The 20,711-nt window shown below is 60.6% G+C and carries 16 protein-coding genes and 1 pseudogene; 8 read left to right on the forward strand and 9 right to left on the reverse strand.

The window, feature by feature from the left end; all coding sequences use genetic code 11:
• Positions 1–8 precede the first annotated feature (8 nt).
• Positions 9–1,496 (forward strand): UxaA family hydrolase, encoded by a 1,488-nt coding sequence (locus HCK03_RS02925; RefSeq protein ID WP_076946589.1) that lies wholly within the window; start codon positions 9–11, stop codon positions 1,494–1,496.
• Positions 1,497–1,652: 156 nt separating this feature from the next.
• Here the strand turns inward: HCK03_RS02925 and sstT are convergent, their stop codons facing one another.
• The 4 genes from sstT to HCK03_RS02945 all read right to left on the reverse strand — a co-directional run bounded on the left by sstT (position 1,653) and on the right by HCK03_RS02945 (position 5,963).
• Positions 1,653–2,900 carry a serine/threonine transporter SstT gene (gene sstT, locus HCK03_RS02930; protein ID WP_041147340.1) on the reverse strand — a complete coding sequence of 416 codons (1,248 nt, stop codon included), beginning with the start codon at positions 2,898–2,900 and terminating at the stop codon, positions 1,653–1,655.
• A 252-nt stretch (positions 2,901–3,152) separates the two neighbouring features.
• A complete protein-coding gene (locus HCK03_RS02935) occupies positions 3,153–4,121 on the reverse strand; it encodes a TerC family protein (protein ID WP_143966419.1) in 969 nt (322 codons plus the stop codon).
• Positions 4,122–4,399: 278 nt separating this feature from the next.
• A complete protein-coding gene (locus tag HCK03_RS02940; RefSeq protein WP_041147338.1) occupies positions 4,400–5,389 on the reverse strand; it encodes a Gfo/Idh/MocA family protein in 990 nt (329 codons plus the stop codon).
• A 70-nt stretch (positions 5,390–5,459) separates the two neighbouring features.
• Positions 5,460–5,963, reverse strand: coding sequence for a M48 metallopeptidase family protein (locus HCK03_RS02945; protein ID WP_041147337.1), 504 nt, complete (start codon positions 5,961–5,963; stop codon positions 5,460–5,462).
• 85 nt (positions 5,964–6,048) lie between these two features.
• On the opposite strand from HCK03_RS02945, the gene rlmG reads away from it, so the two are divergent.
• On the forward strand, positions 6,049–7,185 hold the full coding sequence (rlmG, locus tag HCK03_RS02950) for a 23S rRNA (guanine(1835)-N(2))-methyltransferase RlmG (RefSeq protein WP_041147336.1): 1,137 nt from the start codon (positions 6,049–6,051) through the stop codon (positions 7,183–7,185).
• Positions 7,186–7,244: 59 nt separating this feature from the next.
• Here the strand turns inward: rlmG and HCK03_RS02955 are convergent, their stop codons facing one another.
• The 3 genes from HCK03_RS02955 to lsrR form a co-directional block, all read right to left on the reverse strand.
• On the reverse strand, positions 7,245–9,266 hold the full coding sequence (locus tag HCK03_RS02955) for an NADPH-dependent 2,4-dienoyl-CoA reductase (RefSeq protein ID WP_167691102.1): 2,022 nt from the start codon (positions 9,264–9,266) through the stop codon (positions 7,245–7,247).
• Between the two features lie 173 nt (positions 9,267–9,439).
• Positions 9,440–11,029, reverse strand: coding sequence for an autoinducer-2 kinase (gene lsrK, locus HCK03_RS02960; protein ID WP_167691103.1), 1,590 nt, complete (start codon positions 11,027–11,029; stop codon positions 9,440–9,442).
• A gap of 37 nt (positions 11,030–11,066) precedes the next feature.
• Positions 11,067–12,038, reverse strand: coding sequence for a transcriptional regulator LsrR (gene lsrR, locus HCK03_RS02965; RefSeq protein WP_045856735.1), 972 nt, complete (start codon positions 12,036–12,038; stop codon positions 11,067–11,069).
• Between the two features lie 219 nt (positions 12,039–12,257).
• Between lsrR and lsrA the strand changes: the two genes are divergently transcribed.
• The 6 genes and pseudogenes from lsrA to lsrG all read left to right on the forward strand — a co-directional run bounded on the left by lsrA (position 12,258) and on the right by lsrG (position 17,979).
• Positions 12,258–13,745, forward strand: a complete 1,488-nt coding sequence (gene lsrA / locus HCK03_RS02970; RefSeq protein ID WP_167691104.1) for an autoinducer 2 ABC transporter ATP-binding protein LsrA — start codon at positions 12,258–12,260, stop codon at positions 13,743–13,745.
• Positions 13,742–14,776: an autoinducer 2 ABC transporter permease LsrC gene (lsrC, locus tag HCK03_RS02975; protein WP_041147331.1), complete on the forward strand. Its 1,035-nt coding sequence runs from the start codon at positions 13,742–13,744 to the stop codon at positions 14,774–14,776. The genes lsrA and lsrC overlap by 4 nt, the downstream gene beginning before the upstream one ends.
• Positions 14,776–15,769 (forward strand): annotated as a pseudogene (gene lsrD / locus HCK03_RS02980) (autoinducer 2 ABC transporter permease LsrD). Before lsrC ends, lsrD begins: the two are co-directional and overlap by 1 nt.
• Before the next feature lie 7 nt (positions 15,770–15,776).
• A complete protein-coding gene (lsrB, locus tag HCK03_RS02985; protein ID WP_167691105.1) occupies positions 15,777–16,790 on the forward strand; it encodes an autoinducer 2 ABC transporter substrate-binding protein LsrB in 1,014 nt (337 codons plus the stop codon).
• A gap of 11 nt (positions 16,791–16,801) precedes the next feature.
• Positions 16,802–17,689 carry a 3-hydroxy-5-phosphonooxypentane-2,4-dione thiolase gene (lsrF, locus tag HCK03_RS02990; protein WP_041147328.1) on the forward strand — a complete coding sequence of 296 codons (888 nt, stop codon included), beginning with the start codon at positions 16,802–16,804 and terminating at the stop codon, positions 17,687–17,689.
• A complete protein-coding gene (lsrG, locus tag HCK03_RS02995; RefSeq protein ID WP_041147327.1) occupies positions 17,686–17,979 on the forward strand; it encodes a (4S)-4-hydroxy-5-phosphonooxypentane-2,3-dione isomerase in 294 nt (97 codons plus the stop codon). Before lsrF ends, lsrG begins: the two co-directional genes overlap by 4 nt.
• Positions 17,980–18,296: 317 nt before the next feature.
• On the opposite strand, the gene ygjG is transcribed toward lsrG, so the two are convergent.
• Positions 18,297–19,676 carry a putrescine aminotransferase gene (gene ygjG / locus HCK03_RS03000; RefSeq protein WP_041147324.1) on the reverse strand — a complete coding sequence of 460 codons (1,380 nt, stop codon included), beginning with the start codon at positions 19,674–19,676 and terminating at the stop codon, positions 18,297–18,299.
• A gap of 266 nt (positions 19,677–19,942) precedes the next feature.
• A complete protein-coding gene (locus HCK03_RS03005) occupies positions 19,943–20,482 on the reverse strand; it encodes a PadR family transcriptional regulator (RefSeq protein ID WP_041147323.1) in 540 nt (179 codons plus the stop codon).
• Positions 20,483–20,711 lie beyond the last annotated feature (229 nt).

The following is a 20,711-nucleotide window of genomic DNA, read 5'->3' on the forward strand; positions in this document are numbered from 1 at the left end:
CGGTTGATATGCAATACATTAAAATCCATTCGCAGGACAACGTCGCGGTGGCGTTGGCTGATATGGCGGCAGGCACGACGGTCACTATCGACGATGCGGTAGTCACGCTAGGCCAGGATATCGTCCGCGGGCACAAGTTCGCGCTATGCGGCATTGCGAAGGGAAAAAACGTCATTAAGTATGGTTTGCCCATTGGTCATGCGCTGGCGGATATCGCGCCAGGGGAGCATATTCACGCCCACAATACGCGGACCAACCTGAGCGACCTTGACGAGTATAGCTATCAACCGGATCTCGCCGAGCCGTCGGCGCAGCCTGCCGATCGCGAGGTGCAGATTTATCGCCGGGCTAACGGCGATGTCGGGGTGCGCAACGAGCTGTGGATCCTGCCGACCGTTGGCTGCGTCAACGGCATTGCGCGTCAGATTCAGAATCGCTTCCTGAAAGAGACCCATGACGCGGAAGGCACCGACGGCGTTTTCCTCTTCAGCCACACCTACGGCTGCTCGCAGCTGGGGGATGACCATATTAACACCCGCACCATGCTGCAAAATATGGTGCGTCATCCCAACGCCGGCGCGGTGCTGGTGATCGGCCTCGGCTGTGAAAATAATCAGGTCGATGCCTTCCGGGAGACGCTGGGCGACTTCGACCCGCAGCGCGTGCGCTTTATGGTCTGCCAGGCCCAGGAAGATGAAGTGGAGGCGGGGATCGAACATCTCCACGAGCTTTATCAGGCGATGCGCGAGGACAAGCGCGAGCCGGGCAAGCTCAGCGAGCTGAAGTTTGGCCTCGAATGTGGCGGCTCGGACGGGCTGTCGGGGATCACCGCCAACCCGATGCTGGGGCGTTTTTCCGACTACCTGATCGCTAACGGCGGCACAACCGTACTGACGGAGGTGCCGGAAATGTTCGGCGCCGAGCAGCTGCTGATGAGCCACTGCCGCGATGAAGCGACCTTCGACAAGCTGGTCACCATGGTGAACGACTTTAAGCAGTACTTCATTGCGCACAACCAGCCGATTTACGAGAACCCATCGCCGGGCAATAAAGCGGGCGGCATCACCACTCTCGAAGATAAGTCGCTGGGCTGCACGCAGAAAGCGGGCTCCAGCCAGGTGGTGGACGTCCTGCGCTACGGCGAGCGCCTGAAGGTGCACGGCCTGAACCTGCTGAGCGCGCCGGGCAACGACGCGGTGGCGACCAGCGCGCTGGCCGGCGCCGGCTGCCACATGGTGCTATTCAGCACCGGGCGCGGCACGCCTTACGGCGGCTTCGTGCCGACGGTAAAAATCGCCACCAACAGCGAGCTGGCGGCGAAAAAGAAACACTGGATTGATTTCGATGCCGGCCAGCTGATTCACGGTAAAGCCATGCCGCAGCTGCTGGAGGAGTTTGTCGACACAATCGCCGAGATTGCCAGCGGCAGGCAGACCTGCAACGAACGCAACGACTTCCGCGAGCTGGCGATCTTTAAAAGCGGCGTCACTCTCTAATGACGCGTCACTCTTTACGCCGCCGCGGCGTTGGCTCCGTTTAGCGGCCGCTAAGGGCTAAACTGCGGAGTTAAAGAGTGGGCAAGGCGATGCAAAAACGGCGTATCAGATGATGATACGCCGTTGCGTTTTACAGGCCCTTACTGGGGCCGCGGATTAGCTGCGCAGAGCGTTTTTCGCCAGCTGCTCGTCTTCGGCAATACAGACCGCGGCGGTAAACAGCACGTCGGTGGAGGAGTTCAGCGCGGTTTCACAGGAGTCCTGCAGGACGCCGATGATAAAGCCGACGGCCACGACCTGCATGGCGACGTCGTTCGGGATACCGAACATGTTGCAGGCTAATGGGATCAGCAGCAGCGAGCCGCCCGCCACGCCGGACGCGCCGCAGGCGCACAGGGAAGCCACGACGCTGAGCAGCAGAGCCGTAGGTAAATCGACCGGGATGCCCAGGGTATAAACCGCCGCCAGCGTCAGCACCGTAATGGTGATGGCGGCTCCGGCCATATTGATGGTGGCGCCGAGCGGGATAGAAACCGAATAGGTGTCACGATCCAGGTTCAGCTTCTCGCTCAAGGCCATATTGACCGGAATATTCGCCGCGGAGCTGCGGGTAAAGAAGGCGTACACGCCGCTTTCACGCAGGCACATCAATACCAGCGGATAGGGATTGCGGCGAAGCTTCCAGAATACCAGCAGCGGGTTAATCACCAGCGCGACCAGCAGCATACAGCCTACCAGTACCAGCAGCAGCTGGGCGTAGCCCCACAGCGTATCAAACCCGGTCGTCGCCAGGGTCGAGGAGACCAGGCCGAAGATACCCAGCGGCGCGAAACGAATCACCACCTTCACGATGAAGGTCACCGCGTTGGAGACGTCGTTAACCAGATTCTTCGTGGTTTCGTTACCGTGGCGCAGCGCAAATCCCAGACCCACGGCCCATACCAGAATCCCGATATAGTTGGCGTTGAGCAGGGCATCAATGGGGTTTGCCACCATGCTCATCAGCAGCCCGCGCAGCACTTCTACGATCCCGGAGGGCGGCGTAATGCTGTCGGCGGCGGTGGTCAGATGCAGCGTGGAAGGGAAGATAAAGCTGAACAGCACGGCGGTCAGCGCGGCGCTGAAGGTGCCCAGCAGATAAAGGAATAAAATCGGGCGAATATTGGTCTTTTGCCCCTGCTGGTGGTTGGCGATTGAGGCCATAACCAGCATCAGAACCAGCACCGGGGCGACGGCTTTCAGCGCCCCGACGAACAGCGTTCCCAGCAGGCCAACGGCGATTGCGGCAGGTTTTGACACCAGTGCCAGCAGCACGCCGAGAACCAGACCCAGTAAAATTTGTTTCACCAGGCTACCCTGGGACAGGCGCTTCAGCAGGCCTGATGGGGGAGTGTGAGTCGTCATGATTTATTCCTTCCAGTGATGTGGCTTTCCGCTCCGGGGCGTATTATTTGTTACGTTTATGTCCGGATGTAAGTAAATGTTTGCCTGGTTGAGTATACGGAAACAGCGCCAGGGAGGAAGCGTAAAATGCTGCTTATTGCGGCGGGATCTGATTTTTTAACTGTATTTTAACGATTTTGTGACATTGGTAAAATAATGCGCGGTGAAGGCGAAGGGCCGGGGGAAAGGGGACTCCACCCGGCCATGAGCGGCTTACTGCAGCCGCTTTTTCTTATCGTGCTGCTGGTTGACCCAGGCGTTGATCAGCAGCGTCAGCGCCAGAATCCCGCCTACCGTACCGAGGGAAATGCCGATCGGGATATGGTAGAAATCGACGATCAGCATCTTGATACCGATAAAGACCAGAATGATCGACAGGCCGTATTTCAGCATCGAGAAGCGTTCCGCCACGCCTGCCAGCAGGAAGTACATCGCGCGCAGGCCGAGGATCGCGAACAGGTTCGAGGTCAGGACGATAAACGGATCGGTGGTGACGGCGAAAATAGCCGGAATGCTATCGACGGCGAAAATGACGTCGCTTATCTCCACGAGGATCAGCACCAGCAGCAGCGGCGTGGCGAACAGCACGCCGTTTTGCCGGGTAAAGAAGTGCTCGCCCTCAATTTTATCGGTCATCCGCAGGTGGCTGCGGATCCAGCGTACCAGCGGCTTATCGCCGATGCCGGAATCATCCTCTTTCGCCAGCGCCATCTTCACGCCGGTAAACAGCAGGAACGCGCCGAAGATATAGAGCAGCCACTCAAACTGGGAGATAAGCCAGCTGCCGGCGAAAATCATCACCGTACGCAGCACGATCGCCCCAAGAACCCCGTATACCAGCACCCGACGCTGTAGCGCAGGCGGTACGGCGAAGTAGCTAAACAGCATCAGCCAGACAAAGACGTTATCAACGGCCAGCGCTTTCTCGATCAGGTAGCCGGTGAGGAAGGCCAGCGCCTGCGGATCGGCGACCGCGCGCCCTTCGGTTTGTACCAGATACCACCAGAAAGCGGCGTTAAAGAGGAGGGAGAGAGTGACCCACAAAATTGACCAGCCCGCGGCCTGCTTCATGGTCATGCTATGCGCACCGCGACGTCCCTGAAGCAGCAGGTCGATAGCCAGCATGATCACCACGACAACAGCGAATCCGCCCCATAACAACGGTGTGCCGACACTATTCATTACGATATTCCTTACATAAAAACAAAACGGCTGACGTCGGAAGACGGCAGCCGCTGCGTGTTTATGCATAGACCTCGCCTTCCGGCAAGGTCTCACTTACAACGGTAAAAGAACTCGCCCACAGGACGCGGCCTTTTACCGTTGCCCGGCGACCGGATGCGCTTTGACACGCATCGTAATGACGATCCACCGGCAAGGAAGTTACTCCCCTTTGCGCGTAACAAAGTATTACAAGTCATAAATGGCGTCAATGGTCGCTGACGGCACCTTACACTCTTTTACGCCGCAGGCAGGCTATCCGCCGGGAAAACGACCCCGGTCTGACGGCGAATCTCGCTCAGCAGCTTCGCCGTAATGCGGCTAACCTCCAGGCCCGGGTGAGTAACCTGATTGGCTTCAACCAGCCGGGCAAACTCTTCCGCTTCATACAGCATAGTATTGATATGCTGCGGCTGCGTCAGGTCCTGGGCTTTTCCGCCGCGCGGAATGAAGCACACCTTCTGGCATTCGGAGATTTTCTCGATAACCAGCGCGCCGGCTTCCCCCTGGATTTCACTCGGCAGCGTCGAGTCGCTCACTTTCGAATGGTGCAGGGTGACGTCGAAATCAGGATAGCTCAGCACCACCGTGCCCTGGGCGTCGACGCCGCTCTCCAGCAGGCTGGCGCTGGCGTGGACGGCGCGCGGCTCGCCCCACAGCGCGACCGCCGAGGCCAGGCAGTAAAAGCCGATATCCATGATCGAGCCGTTAGAGAAGGCCGGATTGAAGGTGTTGGGGTTCTCGCCGTCGAGGTAGCGCTGATAGCGTGAAGAGTACTGGCAGTAGTTGATAAAGGCTTTATGCAGGCGGCCAATTTTGCTCAGCGACTGCTGCAGCAGCTGGAAGTTGGGCAGGCTGGCGGTTTTAAAGGCTTCGAACAGCACCACCTGGTTTTCCTTCGCGGCGGCGATAGCGGCTTCGGCTTCGCGGATATTGGAGGCCAGCGGTTTTTCGCAAATCACGTGCTTTTTATGCGTCAAAAACAGGTGCGTTTGCGGGAAGTGCAGGGAGTTCGGGCTGGCGATATACACCGCGTCAACGGCATCGCTCTGCGCCAGATCGTCCAGCGAGGTGAACAGGTGTTCGACCGGGTAATCGTTAGCGAAAGCCTGCGCTTGTTCAAGGCTGCGGGAGTAGATGGCGGTGAGCTTATACTTGCCGGTTTCATGGGCGGCATCGACAAACTGGCGGGTTATCCAGTTTGTGCCAACAACTGCGAAACGAATCATAAAGGTTGACGAACTCCGTGAAAGGGAACCTTTTGCCACTCTAGCATGCCATCATGACAAAACCAGTGCGCTACTGCGCAGAACGATTTAGCGAAAGGTGCGTTAGCCACAGGCGGGTATCGAACTCCAGCTGGTGGTACTGCGGCTCCATATAGCAGCAGAGCTGATAGAAGGCTTTGTTGTGGTCCTTTTCTTTCAGATGCGCCAGCTCATGAACCACAATCATCCGCAGAAAGGCTTCCGGCGCATCGCGGAACACCGTCGCGACCCGAATTTCGGCCTTCGCCTTCAGCTTGCCGCCCTGCACGCGCGAAATGGCGGTATGCAGGCCGAGCGCGTTGTTCAGCACGTGGATCTTGCTGTCATACATCACTTTATTCACCGGCGCCGCGCCGCGCAAAAAGCGGGTTTTCAGATCCTGGGTATATTGATACAACGCCTTATCGCTGTTGACGTCGTGGCTCTGTGGATAGCGTTTTTCCAGCACCGCGCCAAGGCGCTGCTCGGCAATTAATGTGCGCACCTGAGAGAGTAAACTCTCCGGATAGCCCTGCAGGTAAGTTAGTTGACTCATCAAAGCCCCAAATAAAAAATAAAAAGGGTATACTCACGCACCCTTTTCAGGGATAACGCCAAAATTTTACCACTCAGGAGGGCCGATGAGCCACTTAGACAACGGTTTCCGTTCACTGACACTGAAACGTTTCCCGGAAACGGACGACGTTAACCCACTGCTGGCGTGGGAAGCGGCGGATGAATACCTGCTGCAGCAGTTGGACGATACGGAGATTAACGGCCCGGTCCTGATTCTGAACGACACCTTTGGCGCCTTGAGCTGCGCGCTGGCCGAACATACGCCTTACAGCATCGGCGACTCGTACCTCACCGAGCTCGCCACTCGTGAGAACCTGCGCCATAACGATATTGCTGAATCCAGCGTCAAGTTTCTCGACAGCACCGCCGAATACCCGCAGGCGCCGGGCGTGGTGCTGATAAAAGTGCCGAAAACGATGGCGCTACTGGAGCAGCAGCTGCGCGCGCTGCGCCTGGTGGTGACGCCGCAAACCCGCATTATCGCCGGAGCCAAGGCGCGGGATATTCATACCTCCACGCTGGAGCTGTTTGAAAAGGTGCTGGGCCCGACCACCACGACCCTGGCCTGGAAGAAAGCGCGCCTGATCAACTGCACCTTCAGCGCACCGGCGCTGGCCGATGCCCCGGAAACCCTCAGCTGGAAGCTGGACGGCACCGACTGGACTATCCACAACCATGCGAACGTCTTCTCCCGCACCGGGCTGGATATTGGCGCACGTTTCTTTATCGAGCATCTTCCTTCCAACCTCGAAGGTGAGATTGTCGATCTCGGCTGCGGCAACGGCGTGGTTGGCCTGACGCTGCTGGAGAAAAACCCGCTGACCAGCGTGGTGTTTGTTGATGAATCGCCGATGGCCGTTGCCTCCAGCCGCCTGAACGTTGAAACCAACATGCCGGAAGCGCTGGACCGCTGCGAATTTATGATTAACAACGCGCTGTCGGGCGTGGAGCCTTTCCGCTTTAACGCCGTGCTGTGCAACCCGCCGTTCCACCAGAAGCATGCGCTGACGGATAATATCGCCTGGGAGATGTTCCACCATGCGCGCCGCTGCCTGAAGGTCAACGGCGAGCTGTACATCGTGGCGAACCGTCACCTGGACTATTTCCATAAGCTGAAGAAAATCTTCGGCAACTGCACCACCGTCGCCACCAACAATAAGTTCGTGGTATTGAAAGCGGTGAAGGCGCGCAGGCTGCGCTGATTCGCTGACCTGCCGGCGGCGGTTGCCCACAAAGGCGCTGCGCCGCCGGGCGATTGGCGCTAAATCTCCAGCGCCAATCGGGTTCCCTGGGCAATCGCGCGGCGGGCATCGAGCTCCGTCGCCACGTCGCAGCCGCCTATCAGATGCACCCTTTTCCCCGCCGCCCGCAGCGGATCCGCTAGCTCGCGCTTCGGCTCCTGACCGGCGCAGATAATCACCCGATCGACGCTGAACAGCTGGGTTTCGCCGTCGATCGTCACGTGCAGCCCCTCATCGTCGATCTTCTGATAGCTTACCGACGGGATCATTTTCACGCCGCGAGCCAGCAGGGTGGCGCGGTGGATCCAGCCGGTGGTTTTGCCTAAGCCGTCGCCGGGCTTACCGGCTTTACGCTGAAGCATGACGATCCTGCGCGGGCTTTTCGGCAGCCGGGCGCCTTCCGCCCGCAGTCCGCCCGCGTTCTGCAGGCTGGTATCAATTCCCCACTCCTCGCAGAACCCGGCAATATCCTGGCTGGTGGCGGCCCCCGGCTGGCTGAGGTACATCGCGGTATCAAAGCCGATGCCGCCGCAGCCGATAATCGCCACGCTGTCGCCCACCGGCGCCTTATCGCGCAGCACATCGAGATAGCTCAGCACCTTCGGATGCGTAATGCCGTCGATATCCGGCATCCGCGGCGCGATACCGGTGGCGAGGATCGTCTCATCAAACGCCATTAGCCGATCGGCGTCGATCGGCGTATTAAGCTGCAGATCGACGCCGGTCAGTTCCAGCATCCGCCGGTAGTAGCGCAGGGTTTCATAGAACTCCTCTTTGCCGGGGATCTGTTTGGCGATATTAAACTGGCCGCCGATCTCTTTTTGCGCGTCGAACAGCGTCACGCGGTGCCCGCGCGAGGCGGCGTTGACGGCAAAGGCCAGTCCTGCGGGGCCGGCGCCGACTACCGCCAGCCGTTTCGGCGCGGCGGCAGGGGTGACCGGCATCAGGGTTTCGTGGCAGGCGCGAGGGTTAACCAGGCAGGAGGTTACTTTACCGACGAAGATCCGATCGAGGCAGGCCTGGTTGCAGCCGATGCAGGTATTGATCTCATCCGCCCGGCCGCTTTGCGCCTTCGTCAGGAATTCACCGTCGGCGAGGAAAGGGCGGGCCATCGACACCATATCGGCGTCGCCGCGGGCGAGGATCGCCTCCGCCACCTGCGGATCGTTAATTCGGTTGGTGGTGATGAGCGGAATCGACACCGCGCCTTTCAGCTTGCGGGTCACCCAGCTAAAGGCGCCGCGCGGCACCGGCGTGGCGATGGTCGGAATGCGCGCCTCGTGCCAGCCGATGCCGGTGTTGATAATCGTCGCGCCCGCCGCCTCAATGGCTTTTGCCAGCATAATCACTTCCGGCAGGGTGCTGCCGTCGTGCACCAGATCGAGCATCGACAGGCGATAAATAATAATAAAGTCGGCGCCCGCGCGCTGGCGCACGGCCCGTACGACCTCGACGGCAAAGCGCATGCGCTGAGCGTAGTCGCCGCCCCAGTCGTCGTCGCGGTGGTTGGTGCGCGCGGCGAGGAATTCGTTGATCAGGTAGCCTTCCGAGCCCATCACTTCGACGCCGTCATAGCCCGCTTCCCGCGCCAGCTGGGCGCAGAGGGCAAAATCGTCGATCAGCTGCAGAATCTCATCGTGGCTCAGGGCGTGCGGGGTAAAGCGGTTAATCGGGGCCTGCAGCGGCGAAGGGGCGACCAGCTGCGGCTGGTAGCTGTAGCGGCCGGTATGCAGGATCTGCAGGGCGATTTTGCCGCCTTCGCGGTGCACCGCGTCGGTAATGTGCCGGTGATGCGCAAGGTGGCTGGCGTCGTTGAGCACCGCGCCGCCGGCCATCGTAACGCCGGAGGCGGCAGGCGCCACGCCGCCGGTCACAATCAGCGCAACCCCGTGACGCGCGCGCTCGGCGTAAAAGGCCGCCAGCCGCTCCGCGCCGTCGGCGTGTTCCTCCAGCCCGGTATGCATGGAGCCCATCAGCACGCGGTTTTTAAGCTGGGTAAAACCCAGGTCGAGCGGAGCGAATAACGACGGATAGTGGCTCATAATGGCTTCCAGGGTCGAATATGTAACATTATTGTTATGTGGTCGGATGAGTTACTAATTTAGCCGTCGCCGGCGAAAAGGGAAAAGGGGAGTGCGGCGATTGTGATGGGATTCAAAGAATGATGCGTGGCCGGGCGCCATCGGCTCTCTGCGATGGCGCGGCGGCCGGTGGGCTAGACCCGGTGGCGGCGCGCAGCCGGCTCAAGCCCCGGCGCCTGCCACATGGAGGTGGTCAGCCCGCTGTCTACCAGCCCGAGCTGGTCGGCGTAGACCGACTGCCATTTGCTCATCATCTCCTTATAGAGCTCGCGATGCGCCGGGTCGGGGGTAAACTCCCGATGCCAGCCCACCAGCTTTTCACCCGTCGCCGCCATATCGGCGTACAGCCCGGCGCCGGCTCCGGCGGCGATGGCGCAGCCGAGGGCGGTGGCCTCGCGCACCACCGGGACGCGCACCGGCAGGCCGGTGACGTCGCTGAGGATCTGGCTCCACAGCGCGCCCTTCGACCCGCCGCCAGCGAAGACCAGGCTATCGAAGGTAACCCCCGAGAAGCGGGAGATCTGCGCGAGATTACAGGCCGAGACAATCGCCGCATTCTCTTCCAGCGCGCGGAACAGGGTTGCTTTATTGCACTTTTCCGGGTCGATGGAGAGGTTAATAAACGATGGCGCAGCGTGGTACCACTGCTTAAAATGCATCGCATCGGAGAAGATCGGCATCACCCCGTGGGAGCCGGCGGGCACCCGGCTGGCCATCTCCTCCAGCAGGGAGTAGGCGTCCACGCCGAGGCGCTCGGCCACCAGCTTCTCTTCGGCGCAGAAGGCGTCGCGGAACCAGCGCATGGTGAGGCCGGTAAAGAAGCTAATCGACTCCGCCTGGGCCATGCCGGGAATAACGTGGGGATTGACGCGAATATTCATCTCCGGGTCGGTGCGCGGCTGCGGCAGGTTGACCACCTGCTGCCAGAAGGTGCCTCCCAGCACGGCGGTCTGCCCCGCGCGCACTACCCCGAGGCCGAGGCAGCCCAGCTGCACGTCGCCGCCGCCCATCACCACCGGCGTGCCCGCCCGCAGCCCGCACTGCTGCGCTGCGGCGTCGGTAACCGCCCCCAGCAGCGTGCCGGTCTCTTTCACCGGCGAGAGCATATCGGCGCGCAGCCCGGCCATATCCAGCAGCGCCGGACGCCAGTCGCGGCTGAACAGATCGAGCATCCCGGTGGTGCCAGCGTTGGACGGGTCGACGGCCAGTTCGCCGGAGAGTTTTGCCGCCAGCCAGTCGCTAATCATGGTGACGGTGGCCGCCTGGCGATAGATATCCGGGCGATGGTGGGCCAGCCACAGCAGGCGTGGCATGGCGCTGAGCGCCAGGGTTTGGCCGGAGACCTCATACACTTCGGACTCAAAGCGGAAATCGTGGATCTCTTTGAGCTCCGCCACCTCGCGGCTGGCGCGCGCGTCGACGTTGGCGCAGGCCCAGATGGCCTCGCCGTTGCGGTCATATAAAACGATCCCTTCGCGCATCGAGCAGCAGGCGACGGACTGAATATCCGCCGCGCTGAGGTGAGCGGCGCCGAGCGCCTGGCGGATGCACTGGCAGGCCAGCTGCCAGTTGGTGATCAGGTCGAACTCCATCGAGCCGGGAACATTTTCCACGCTCAGGTGCTTCCATTCGGCCTGGCCGACCGCCACCTGGCGCCCCGCAAGATCGAAAACCACCGCCCGAATGCTGCCGGTCCCGGCATCTAACGCTAACAGGTAACTCATGACATGCGCCTCGCTGGTGTTGCGCGGCGCAGGGCCGTCAGGAGGCCAGCGTGAGCACCGCGCGTGCTGTTGTCTCTTCCGTTACCAGGCCATTAATCCGCTTGCCGATAAGAGCCGCGTAAATCGCCTGCGCTTTTTCCGTTCCTCCGGCAACGCCGACGATGGTTGGCAGCTGCGCCAGCTCGTCGAGGGTCACGCCGAGCAGTTCCCGGTGAATTTCCAGCCCCTCAACCCGCCTGCCGTCGGCCTGCAGGAAATAACCCAAAATGTCGCCTATCGCTCCTTTGCGGGCGTACATCAGCTGTTCGCCTTCGCTGATATAGCCGGAGCGCAGGATGGTGGCGTCGCGGCGCTGGTCGATAGCCCCGATGCCCACCACCGCCGCATCCGCCGCGGTGGCGGCGAGGATCACGTCGCGCACGCTCGACTCCCGACGGAGGATCTCGGCGACGTCGGCGGAGGAGACCCGCAGCGGCGCCGGGATAATGCTGACGCTACAGGCGGCGTCCAGCTGGCCGATCCCGGTCATGTAAGGGCCCACGCCGCCGGAAAGGGTCACCAGCCGCACCTGCTGAGAGCTGATAAAGCCGCTCAGATGCTGCAGGCAGCTCATGGTCGCCTCGCCGAAACCGACCGCCAGCAGCTGCCCCGGCGCCAGCACGCCCATCAGCGACTGCGCCGCGCCGATCCCCAGGCGGGTGTTCATCGGCGGGGTGTTCAGCGCCGGAAGCACGCGCGCAATCTTCAGATCGAAACGCCGCTGCAGCTCGGTCTCCAGCGCCAGGCACCCTTCGTAGCGGGAGTTGATCTGCACGCGGATCACCCCGGACTGGCGGCCTTTCTCCAGCAGCCGGGAGATCTTCAGCCGCGGCAGCCCCAGACGTTCACCAATGTCGTTCTGCGTCAGGCCGTCGTGGTAGTAGCACCAGGCCACCCGCGCCACCAGCTCTTCCTCGGCTAACGCCAGCCCGGCGTAGCGGCTCTCTTCCGTAATGCGTTTTTCGCTCATAAAGTGAACTCTTATAAAAATTTAGATCATATGTTCGCTATTGCACGGTCGGAAAATGTGAGCCGGCCGGCAAAACCGATCTTTGGCTGTTCGCTGGTTTTATTCAAACGATCGAAAGCATAAAACTGTGATCCTCGCACGGTTGTAAATATAGTTCAGGGTCTACGCTTTTGAACATTATTAAATTAAAAAATCATTTGTTCAAATCGAGGCGTGATAATGAAGCCACTGCTTGAAGCCCGCCAAATCTGCAAACAGTTCTCCGGCATTAGCGTGCTGAAGGCGATTGATTTCACGTTATTTTCCGGCCAGGTGCACGCCCTGATGGGCGGCAACGGCGCCGGGAAATCGACGCTGATGAAGATTGTCGCCGGCGTAGAAACCCCCGACAGCGGCGAGCTGGCCCTCGGCGGGAATACCTTTACGCGCCTGACCCCCGCGCTGGCCCATCAGCAGGGCGTCTATCTGGTGCCGCAGGAGCCGATGCTGTTCCCTAACCTGACGGTGCGGGAAAACATTATGTTTCGCCTGCCGAAGCGCGCCGATAGCGCCGCGCAGCTGCAGGAAAAGCTGCAGCAGCTCAGCTGCCAGCTGAATCTCGACGCGGCGGCCAGCACCCTCGAGGTAGCGGATCAGCAAATGGTCGAGATCCTGCGCGGCCTGATGCGCCAAGCGCAGATCCTGATCCTCGATGAGCCCACCGCCTCCTTAACGCCGGGCGAAACGGCGCGTCTGTTTTGCCAGATCCGCGCGCTGCAGGATCTCGGCGTCGGCATCGTCTTTATCTCCCACAAGCTGCCGGAGATCCGCCAGATCGCCAGCCACGTCTCGGTCATGCGCGACGGCGCGGTGGTGCTGAGCGGACACACCGCCGACTACAGCGACAATCAGCTGGTGAGCGCCATGACGCCCGCCGACCGGGAGCACGCCCTCAGCGATACGCAGAAGCTGTGGCTGGCGCTGCCGGGCAACCGACGCACCCAGCCGCAGGACTTCCCGGTGCTGCGGGTGGAGGATCTCACCGGCGAGGGCTTTATCGATCTAAGCCTTGAGATCTACGCCGGGGAGATCGTCGGCCTCGCCGGGCTGGTGGGATCCGGGCGCACCGAATTTGCCGAAACTCTCTACGGTCTGCGGCCGCCGCGCGCGGGGCGGGTCTGGCTGGAGAACCGCGATATCAGCGACGCCAGCACCCGCGCCCGGCTGGCCAGCGGGCTGGTCTATCTGCCGGAAGATCGCCAGGTCTCCGGACTGTTTCTCGATGCGCCGGTGCGCTGGAACACGGTGATGTTTAACCAGCCGTCGCTGTGGCAGCAGGATAAACGCGAGGCGGCGGTGGTGGAGCGCTATCACCGGGCGCTGGGGATCAAATTTGCCGATAGCGACCAGCCGGTGCGCACGCTCTCCGGCGGTAACCAGCAGAAGGTGCTGCTGGCGCGCTGCCTTGAAGCCAATCCGCTGCTGCTGATCGTCGACGAGCCGACGCGCGGCGTGGACGTTTCCGCCCGCGCCGATATCTACCAGCTGCTGAAAAGCGTCGCCGCGCAGAACGTGGCGGTGCTGATGATCTCCAGCGATCTGGATGAGTTTGTGGGCCTGGCCGACCGGGTGCTGGTGATGCACCAGGGCCGACAGAGCGGCGAGCTGGCGCGCCGGGCGGTGACCGTTGAACGCATGATGACGCTGGCATTTGGAGGCGCGGCATGAAAACGTTATTGAAGAATCGCGAACTGAGCGCTTTTCTCGCCATCGTGGTGCTGTTTGCCGGGCTGGTGGCGCTCAACCCGGCCTACTTCAGCCTGCAGACCCTGGGCATGATCTTCGCCAGCTCGCAAATCCTCTGCCTGCTGGCGCTCGGGGCAACGCTGGTGATGCTGACCCGCAATATCGACGTTTCCGTCGGCTCCACCGTTGGCCTGTGCGCCATTGCGGTGGGCGTGGCGCTCAACGGCGGCTACGGCCTGACGGCGGCCATTGCGTTTGCGCTGGCGATTGGCGCCCTGGCGGGCGCCTTTAACGGCCTGCTGGTGGTGGGGCTGCGCATTCCGGCGATTGTCGCCACCCTTGGCACCCTCGGGCTGTATCGCGGGGTGATGCTGCTGTGGACCGGCGGGAAATGGATTGAAGGCCTGCCGGATAGCCTCAAGTCGCTCTCGGAGCCGGCGTTTATCGGCATCTCGCCGCTGGGCTGGCTGGTGCTGGTTCTGCTGCTGGCCGGCGCCTGGATGCTGTCGCGCACCGCTGCCGGCCGCGATTTTTACGCCGTCGGCGACAACCTGACCGCCGCGCGCCAGCTGGGCGTCGCGGTGAACCGCACGCGGATGCTCGCCTTTACCCTTAACGGCATGCTGGCCGCCTGCGCCGGCGTCGTTTTTGCCGCCCAGATTGGCTTTGTGCCCAACCAGACCGGCAGCGGGCTGGAGATGAAAGCCATCGCCGCCTGCGTGCTCGGCGGTATTTCCCTGCTCGGCGGCACCGGGACGCTCATCGGCGCGTTCCTCGGCGCCTTCTTCCTTACTCAGATTGATACCGTGCTGGTGCTGCTCAGGCTCCCGGCGTGGTGGAACGACTTTATTGCCGGCCTGGTGCTGCTCGGCGTGCTGGTGCTCGACGGGCGGCTGCGCCAGGCGCTGAGCCGCCACCAGCGAGCGCTGAAATATGCCCGCTTTCAGCCCGGTAATAAGGGGGGAAAGGGCGTGGCCCCGTTCACAAAGCGTAAAAACAAAGAGGTGGCGTGATGAAGCTCAGCTGGGAAAGCGCGCTGCTGGCGCTGCTGGTGGTGGAAATTCTGCTGTTTGGGGCCATTAACCCGCGGATGCTGGATATCAATATGCTGCTGTTCAGCACCAGCGATTTTATCTGTATCGGCATCGTGGCCCTGCCGCTGACGCTGGTGATCATTAGCGGCGGCATCGATATTTCGCTCGGCTCGACCATCGGCCTGTGCGCCATCGCGCTGGGGGTGATGATGCAGGCGGGCTGGCCGATGGGGCTGGCCATCCCGCTAACCCTGCTGCTTGGCCTGCTGTGCGGGCTGATTAACGCGGCGCTGATCCACTACACCGGCATCAGCCCGCTGGTGATCACCCTCGGCACCCTCTACCTCTACGGCGGCGGGGCGCTGCTGCTCTCCGGCATGGCGGGCGCGACCGGCTATGAAGGGATTGGCGGCTTCCCCGACGCCTTCACCGCCTTCGCCAACCTGACCCTGTTCGGCCTGCCGCTGCCGCTGGTGCTGTTTATCGTCATCACCTTTTTCTTCTGGCTGCTGGCCCATCGCGGGCGCTTTGGCCGCCACCTGTTTCTGCTCGGGCAAAACCCGCGCGCCGCGCGCTATGCCGCGCTGTCGGTGAACGGCATGCCGTACGTGCTGTATGGCCTGGTGGGCGTGGCCTCGGCCATCGCCGCGCTGGTGATGGTCTCCTATTTTGGCTCGGCGCGATCGGACCTCGGCCGCGATCTGCTGATGCCGGCGCTGACCGCCGCGGTGCTTGGCGGGGCGAATATCTACGGTGGTTCAGGTTCCATTATCGGCACGGCGCTGGCGGCGCTGCTGGTGGGATATTTACAACAAGGTTTACAGATGGTCGGCATCCCCAACCAGGTGTCGAGCGCGCTGTCAGGGGCGCTGTTGGTTGTGGTGGTGATGGGGCGCTCGCTGAGCCTGCACCGTGAATGGGTGCGAATGACCTGGCGACGCCTTTCTCGCGCATAAAACAATCGGAGCATAAACATACGATGAAAACCAAACGAATCCTGCAAACGAGCGCCCTGGCGCTGGCGCTGAGCGTGGCGACCACCCAGGCCGCAGACCGCATTGCCTTTATTCCTAAACTCGTCGGCGTGGGCTTCTTTACCAGCGGCGGCAACGGCGCCAAAGAGGCGGGCAAGGCGCTGGGGGTTGATGTCACCTACGACGGCCCGACCGAACCGAGCGTCTCCGGCCAGGTGCAGCTGATCAACAACTTCGTCAACCAGGGCTACAACGCGATTATCGTCTCCGCGGTATCGCCGGACGGCCTGTGCCCGGCGCTCAAGCGTGCGATGCAGCGCGGCGTGAAGGTGCTGACCTGGGACTCCGATACCAAACCCGAATGCCGCAGTATCTATATCAACCAGGGCACCCCGCAGCAGCTCGGCGGACTGCTGGTGGATATGACCTCGAAGCAGGTAAGCAAACCGGCCGCTAAGGTGGCGTTCTTCTACTCCAGCCCGACGGTGACCGACCAGAACCAGTGGGTTAAAGAGGCCAAAGCGAAGATTGCCAAAGAGCACCCGCAGTGGGAAGTGGTGACCACCCAGTTCGGCTATAACGACGCCACCAAATCGCTGCAAACCGCCGAGGGCATACTAAAAGCCTACCCGGATCTCGACGCCATTATCGCCCCGGACGCCAACGCGCTCCCGGCGGCGGCGCAGGCGGCGGAGAACCTTAAGCGTCAGGGGGTGGCGATTGTCGGCTTTAGCACCCCGAACGTTATGCGCCCGTACGTTGAGCGCGGTACGGTGAAAGCCTTCGGCCTGTGGGATGTGGTCCAGCAGGGAAAAATTGCGGTTAACGTCGCCGATCGTCTGCTGAAAAAAGGCGATCTTAACGTCGGTGACAGCGTGGAGGTAAAAGATATCGGAACGCTGAAGGTCGAGCCAAACAGCGTCCAGGGCTATCAGTATGAGGCGAAAGGCAACGGCATCGTGCTGCTGCCGGAGCGCGTGGTGTTCACCAAAGAGAACATCAACAACTACGACTTCTGACGGGGGATGAAATGGCAGATTTAGACGATATCAAAGAGGGGAAGGACTTTGGCCTGGACCGACCGCAGCAGAACGTGCTCTACGGACTGAAGGGCTGCGGATCGCTGGAGTGGGGGATGCAGTCCCGGCTGGCGCGCATCTTTAACCCGCAGAGCAACCGCACGGTGATGCTGGCCTTCGACCACGGCTATTTTCAGGGGCCGACCACCGGGCTTGAGCGGATCGATCTCTCCATCGCCCCGCTGTTTGATGAGACCGACGTGCTGATGTGCACCCGCGGAATCCTAAGAAGCACGGTACCGGCGGCCACCAACAAGCCGGTGGTGTTGCGCGCCTCCGGTGGCAACTCGATCCTCAGCGAGCTTTCCAACGAGTGCGTGGCGGTGACGATGGAAGACGCGCTGCGCCTTAACGTCTGCGCGGTCGCGGCGCAGGTCTATATCGGCAGCGAATACGAGCATCAGTCGATCGGCAATATTATTAAGCTGGTGGATGCCGGGAACCGTTACGGCATGCCGGTGCTGGCGGTTACCGGGGTCGGTAAAGAGATGACCCGCGACGCGCGCTATTTCTCGCTGGCCAGCCGCATCGCCGCCGAGATGGGGGCGCAGTTCGTCAAAACCTATTTTGTTGAAGAGGGCTTTGAAAAAGTGACCGCCAGCTGCCCGGTGCCGATAGTGATCGCCGGCGGCAAAAAGCTGCCGGAGCAGGAGGCGCTGGAGATGTGCTGGCGGGCGATTGATCAGGGCGCGTCCGGCGTCGATATGGGGCGCAATATTTTCCAGTCCAGCGCGCCGCGCGCGATGCTGAAGGCGGTGAAGAAAGTGGTGCACGAGAATATGAGCGCCCGCGAGGCGTATCAGTTCTGGCTGGAGGAGAAGCAGGGGGAGCTGAAATGAACGTGACGCTGGTAGAAATTAATATCAAACCGGAGCGGGTTAACGAGTTTCTCGACGTCTTTCGCGCGAACCATGAAGGGGCCCTGCAGGAGCCGGGCAACCTGCGCTTCGACGTCCTGCAGGACCCGGAGGTGAAGACGCGGTTTTTTATCTACGAGGCCTATAAAGATGAGGACGCGGTGCTGGCGCACAAAAAAACGCCGCACTACCTGGCCTGCGTCGAGAAGCTGGATGAGATGATGTCGCAGCCGCGGCAGAAGCGCAGCTTTGTGGGCCTGCTGCCGGAATAGCATCGGAAACTGGCCTGCGGAAACATCCGGCGAACGGATTACCGCAGGCTAAGTCACGGCTGGAGGGGCGTGCTTAGCGATGTCCTGGGTTGCGAAGTCGTTATCGAACCGAAATTGTTCACCCATCACGTCAATATTCCGGTTAACGGCAGTACCGGGAAAATCTTGCGGGCGACATATTAACAATAGGGGAAAATGGTGCATGGCGTACAGCTTAAAGCCGGGCGATAACCCGTCTCACGGAGCAGTGGGACGGAACGGCAGGCGTAAAAAAGCCCGGTGAATATCGCTTCCACCGGGCTTTTTGTTGGCTATCGTCAGGCTTCTTCCACCGACACCCGCAGCTCGGCCAGCGCGTTCCGCGCCGCCTTCAGCACCAGCTCACACTGCTCAAGGGTCAGCGTCAGCGGCGGTTCGATGCGGATCGTCCTCGCGTTGTTCAGGGTGCCGGCCACCAGCACCCGCTGGCGGAACATCAGGCTGGCAAAGTCATAGCCGATTTCGTTATCCACGAACTCAATGGCCATCAGCATCCCTTTACCACGGACTTCGTTCACCAGCTCCGGATACTCGCGAGCCAGCAGGCGGAAGCCGTCCAGCAGCAGGTCGCCTTTCTGCTCGGCCTGCGCCGGCAGATTCTCCGTCAGCAGAACGTTGATCGTCGCCAGCGCCGCGGCGCAGGCCAGCGGGTTACCGCCGAAGGTGGTGGTGTGCAGGAACGGGTTGTCGAACAGCACCGAGAAGACCTCTTCGGTGGCAACCGTCGCGCCAATCGGCATCACGCCGCCGCCGAGCGCTTTGGCAAGACACAGAATATCCGGATGAACGTTTTCATGCTCGCAGGCAAACATTTTGCCGGTGCGGCCCATGCCGGTCTGCACTTCGTCGAAGATCAGCAGCGCGCCAAACTCGTCGCACAGCTTACGAACCGCGGGGAGATAGCCCGGCGGCGGCAGGATCACCCCGCCTTCGCCCTGAATTGGCTCAAGGATCACCGCCGCGACGTCATCGCCGGTTTTCTTACACTCGCTGAGCAGCGTGCGCATGGCGTTGATGTCGCCAAACGGCACGTGACGGAATCCCGGCAGCAGCGGCATAAACGGCTTGCGGAACGTCGATTTGGCGGTAGCGGACAGCGCGCCCAGCGATTTGCCGTGGAAAGCGCCGCTGGTGGCCACAAAGGTAAATTTGCCGCGCGGGGACTGGTAGGCTTTAGCGAGCTTCAGCGCTGCTTCGACCGACTCGGTTCCGCTATTGCAAAAGAAGCTGTACTTCAGCTTGCCCGGCGTTAGGGCCGCCAGCGTTTTGGCCAGCATGGCCCGCAGCGGATCGAGCAGTTCCTGACTATGAAGAGGTTGCTTAGCGAGCTGGTGCTCTACGGCGGAAACAACGACTGGATTACGGTGCCCTACATTAAAAATTCCAAAGCCACCCAGGCAATCAATAAACTCTTGTCCCTGAGTGTCGACAAGCGTATTTAAACTTCCCGCCTGCCACTCTACGGCTCCGTAATCCCCGCCAGCGGTAACAGATTTTCGATACGCTAAAAACCCCGGATTCACGTGCTCTTTAAAGTACTCTCTGACCTCCTGGTTAAGTGCTTTCATCTCCTCATGATCGAGCGTTTGCTTCTCAATGAGATTCAGTGCGTGTGCGCTGCAGGCCAGAGCCGATGCGCTGGAAGGTAACCTGTTCAAAGTGGGCTCCTGGGATGGGCGTATCACATGATACTGAATTAAGTATTGCAGGGATTACGCCACTTCGGTGCAGCAGCTGAAAATCGGGATAAACGCAGCGTGAAAGCGCAATTGCGCAATATTTAATCTTATGGCGATATTATTGGCATGCTTTACTCCTGAGCGGACGCAGCATGCGCTCTGCGGGCTTAGCGTCGCGTGCATCGCCGCGGTGCGCTTTGCCCAACGCTGGGGCAGAAGAGGGCTGGCTGGTGGGCGGCGACGGCCTAATCGAGCTGGGAGATTTCCATCGCCGCGCGGTCGATGACGGCAATAATCTGCTTTAGCTGCGCTTCGCTGATGGCCTGCTGATTAACTTTCAAATCCAGCACGGCTTTAAAATTTTCCAGCGCCCGTTTCATCTGCGGATTTTTACGCAGCTCGCAGCCGACCATCCGCGCCTGAAGACGCTCCCGAATGTCGGCCAGGGACTGCTGGTTTTCCGCGTGCAGGCGACGACCCTCTTCGCTAATCGAGATTTTTTTACGCCCGTTTTCCTCTTCAACGCCGATCAGCCCCTGATCCTGCAGCAGGTCGAGGGTGGGGTAGATAACGCCGGGGCTCGGGCTGTAGTTGCCCTGGGTCAGGCTCTCTATCTCTTTGATCAGCTCGTAGCCGTGGCTGGCGCTGCGGCTGAGGATATCGAGGATAACCAGCCGCAGTTCGCCGTGGCCGAAGAAGCGCTGGCGGCGCCCGCCGCCTCTGCGCCCGCCGCGTTCAGCGTGGTGTTCGCGCGAGTCGTGGTCCTCTTCATGATGATTTCGCATCGTTATCTCCTGTTAGTTTTGATATATCTAATTTATATCTAAATGTCTTACCGTTGCAATGATAATTATTGTGTGAATTTTAATTTACTGATAATTAATGAATTTGTTTTATTTTTTGGATTTTTATGGCTTTTAGTCTGACTATATCAAAAAAGATCTTGCATTCTTTTTTAATGGCAATCATTATCATTTGCATCAGGTTTAGATATATCTATTTAACTTCACGAAG

Source organism: Klebsiella terrigena (assembly GCF_012029655.1).
Taxonomy (GTDB): Bacteria; Pseudomonadota; Gammaproteobacteria; order Enterobacterales; family Enterobacteriaceae; genus Klebsiella; species Klebsiella terrigena.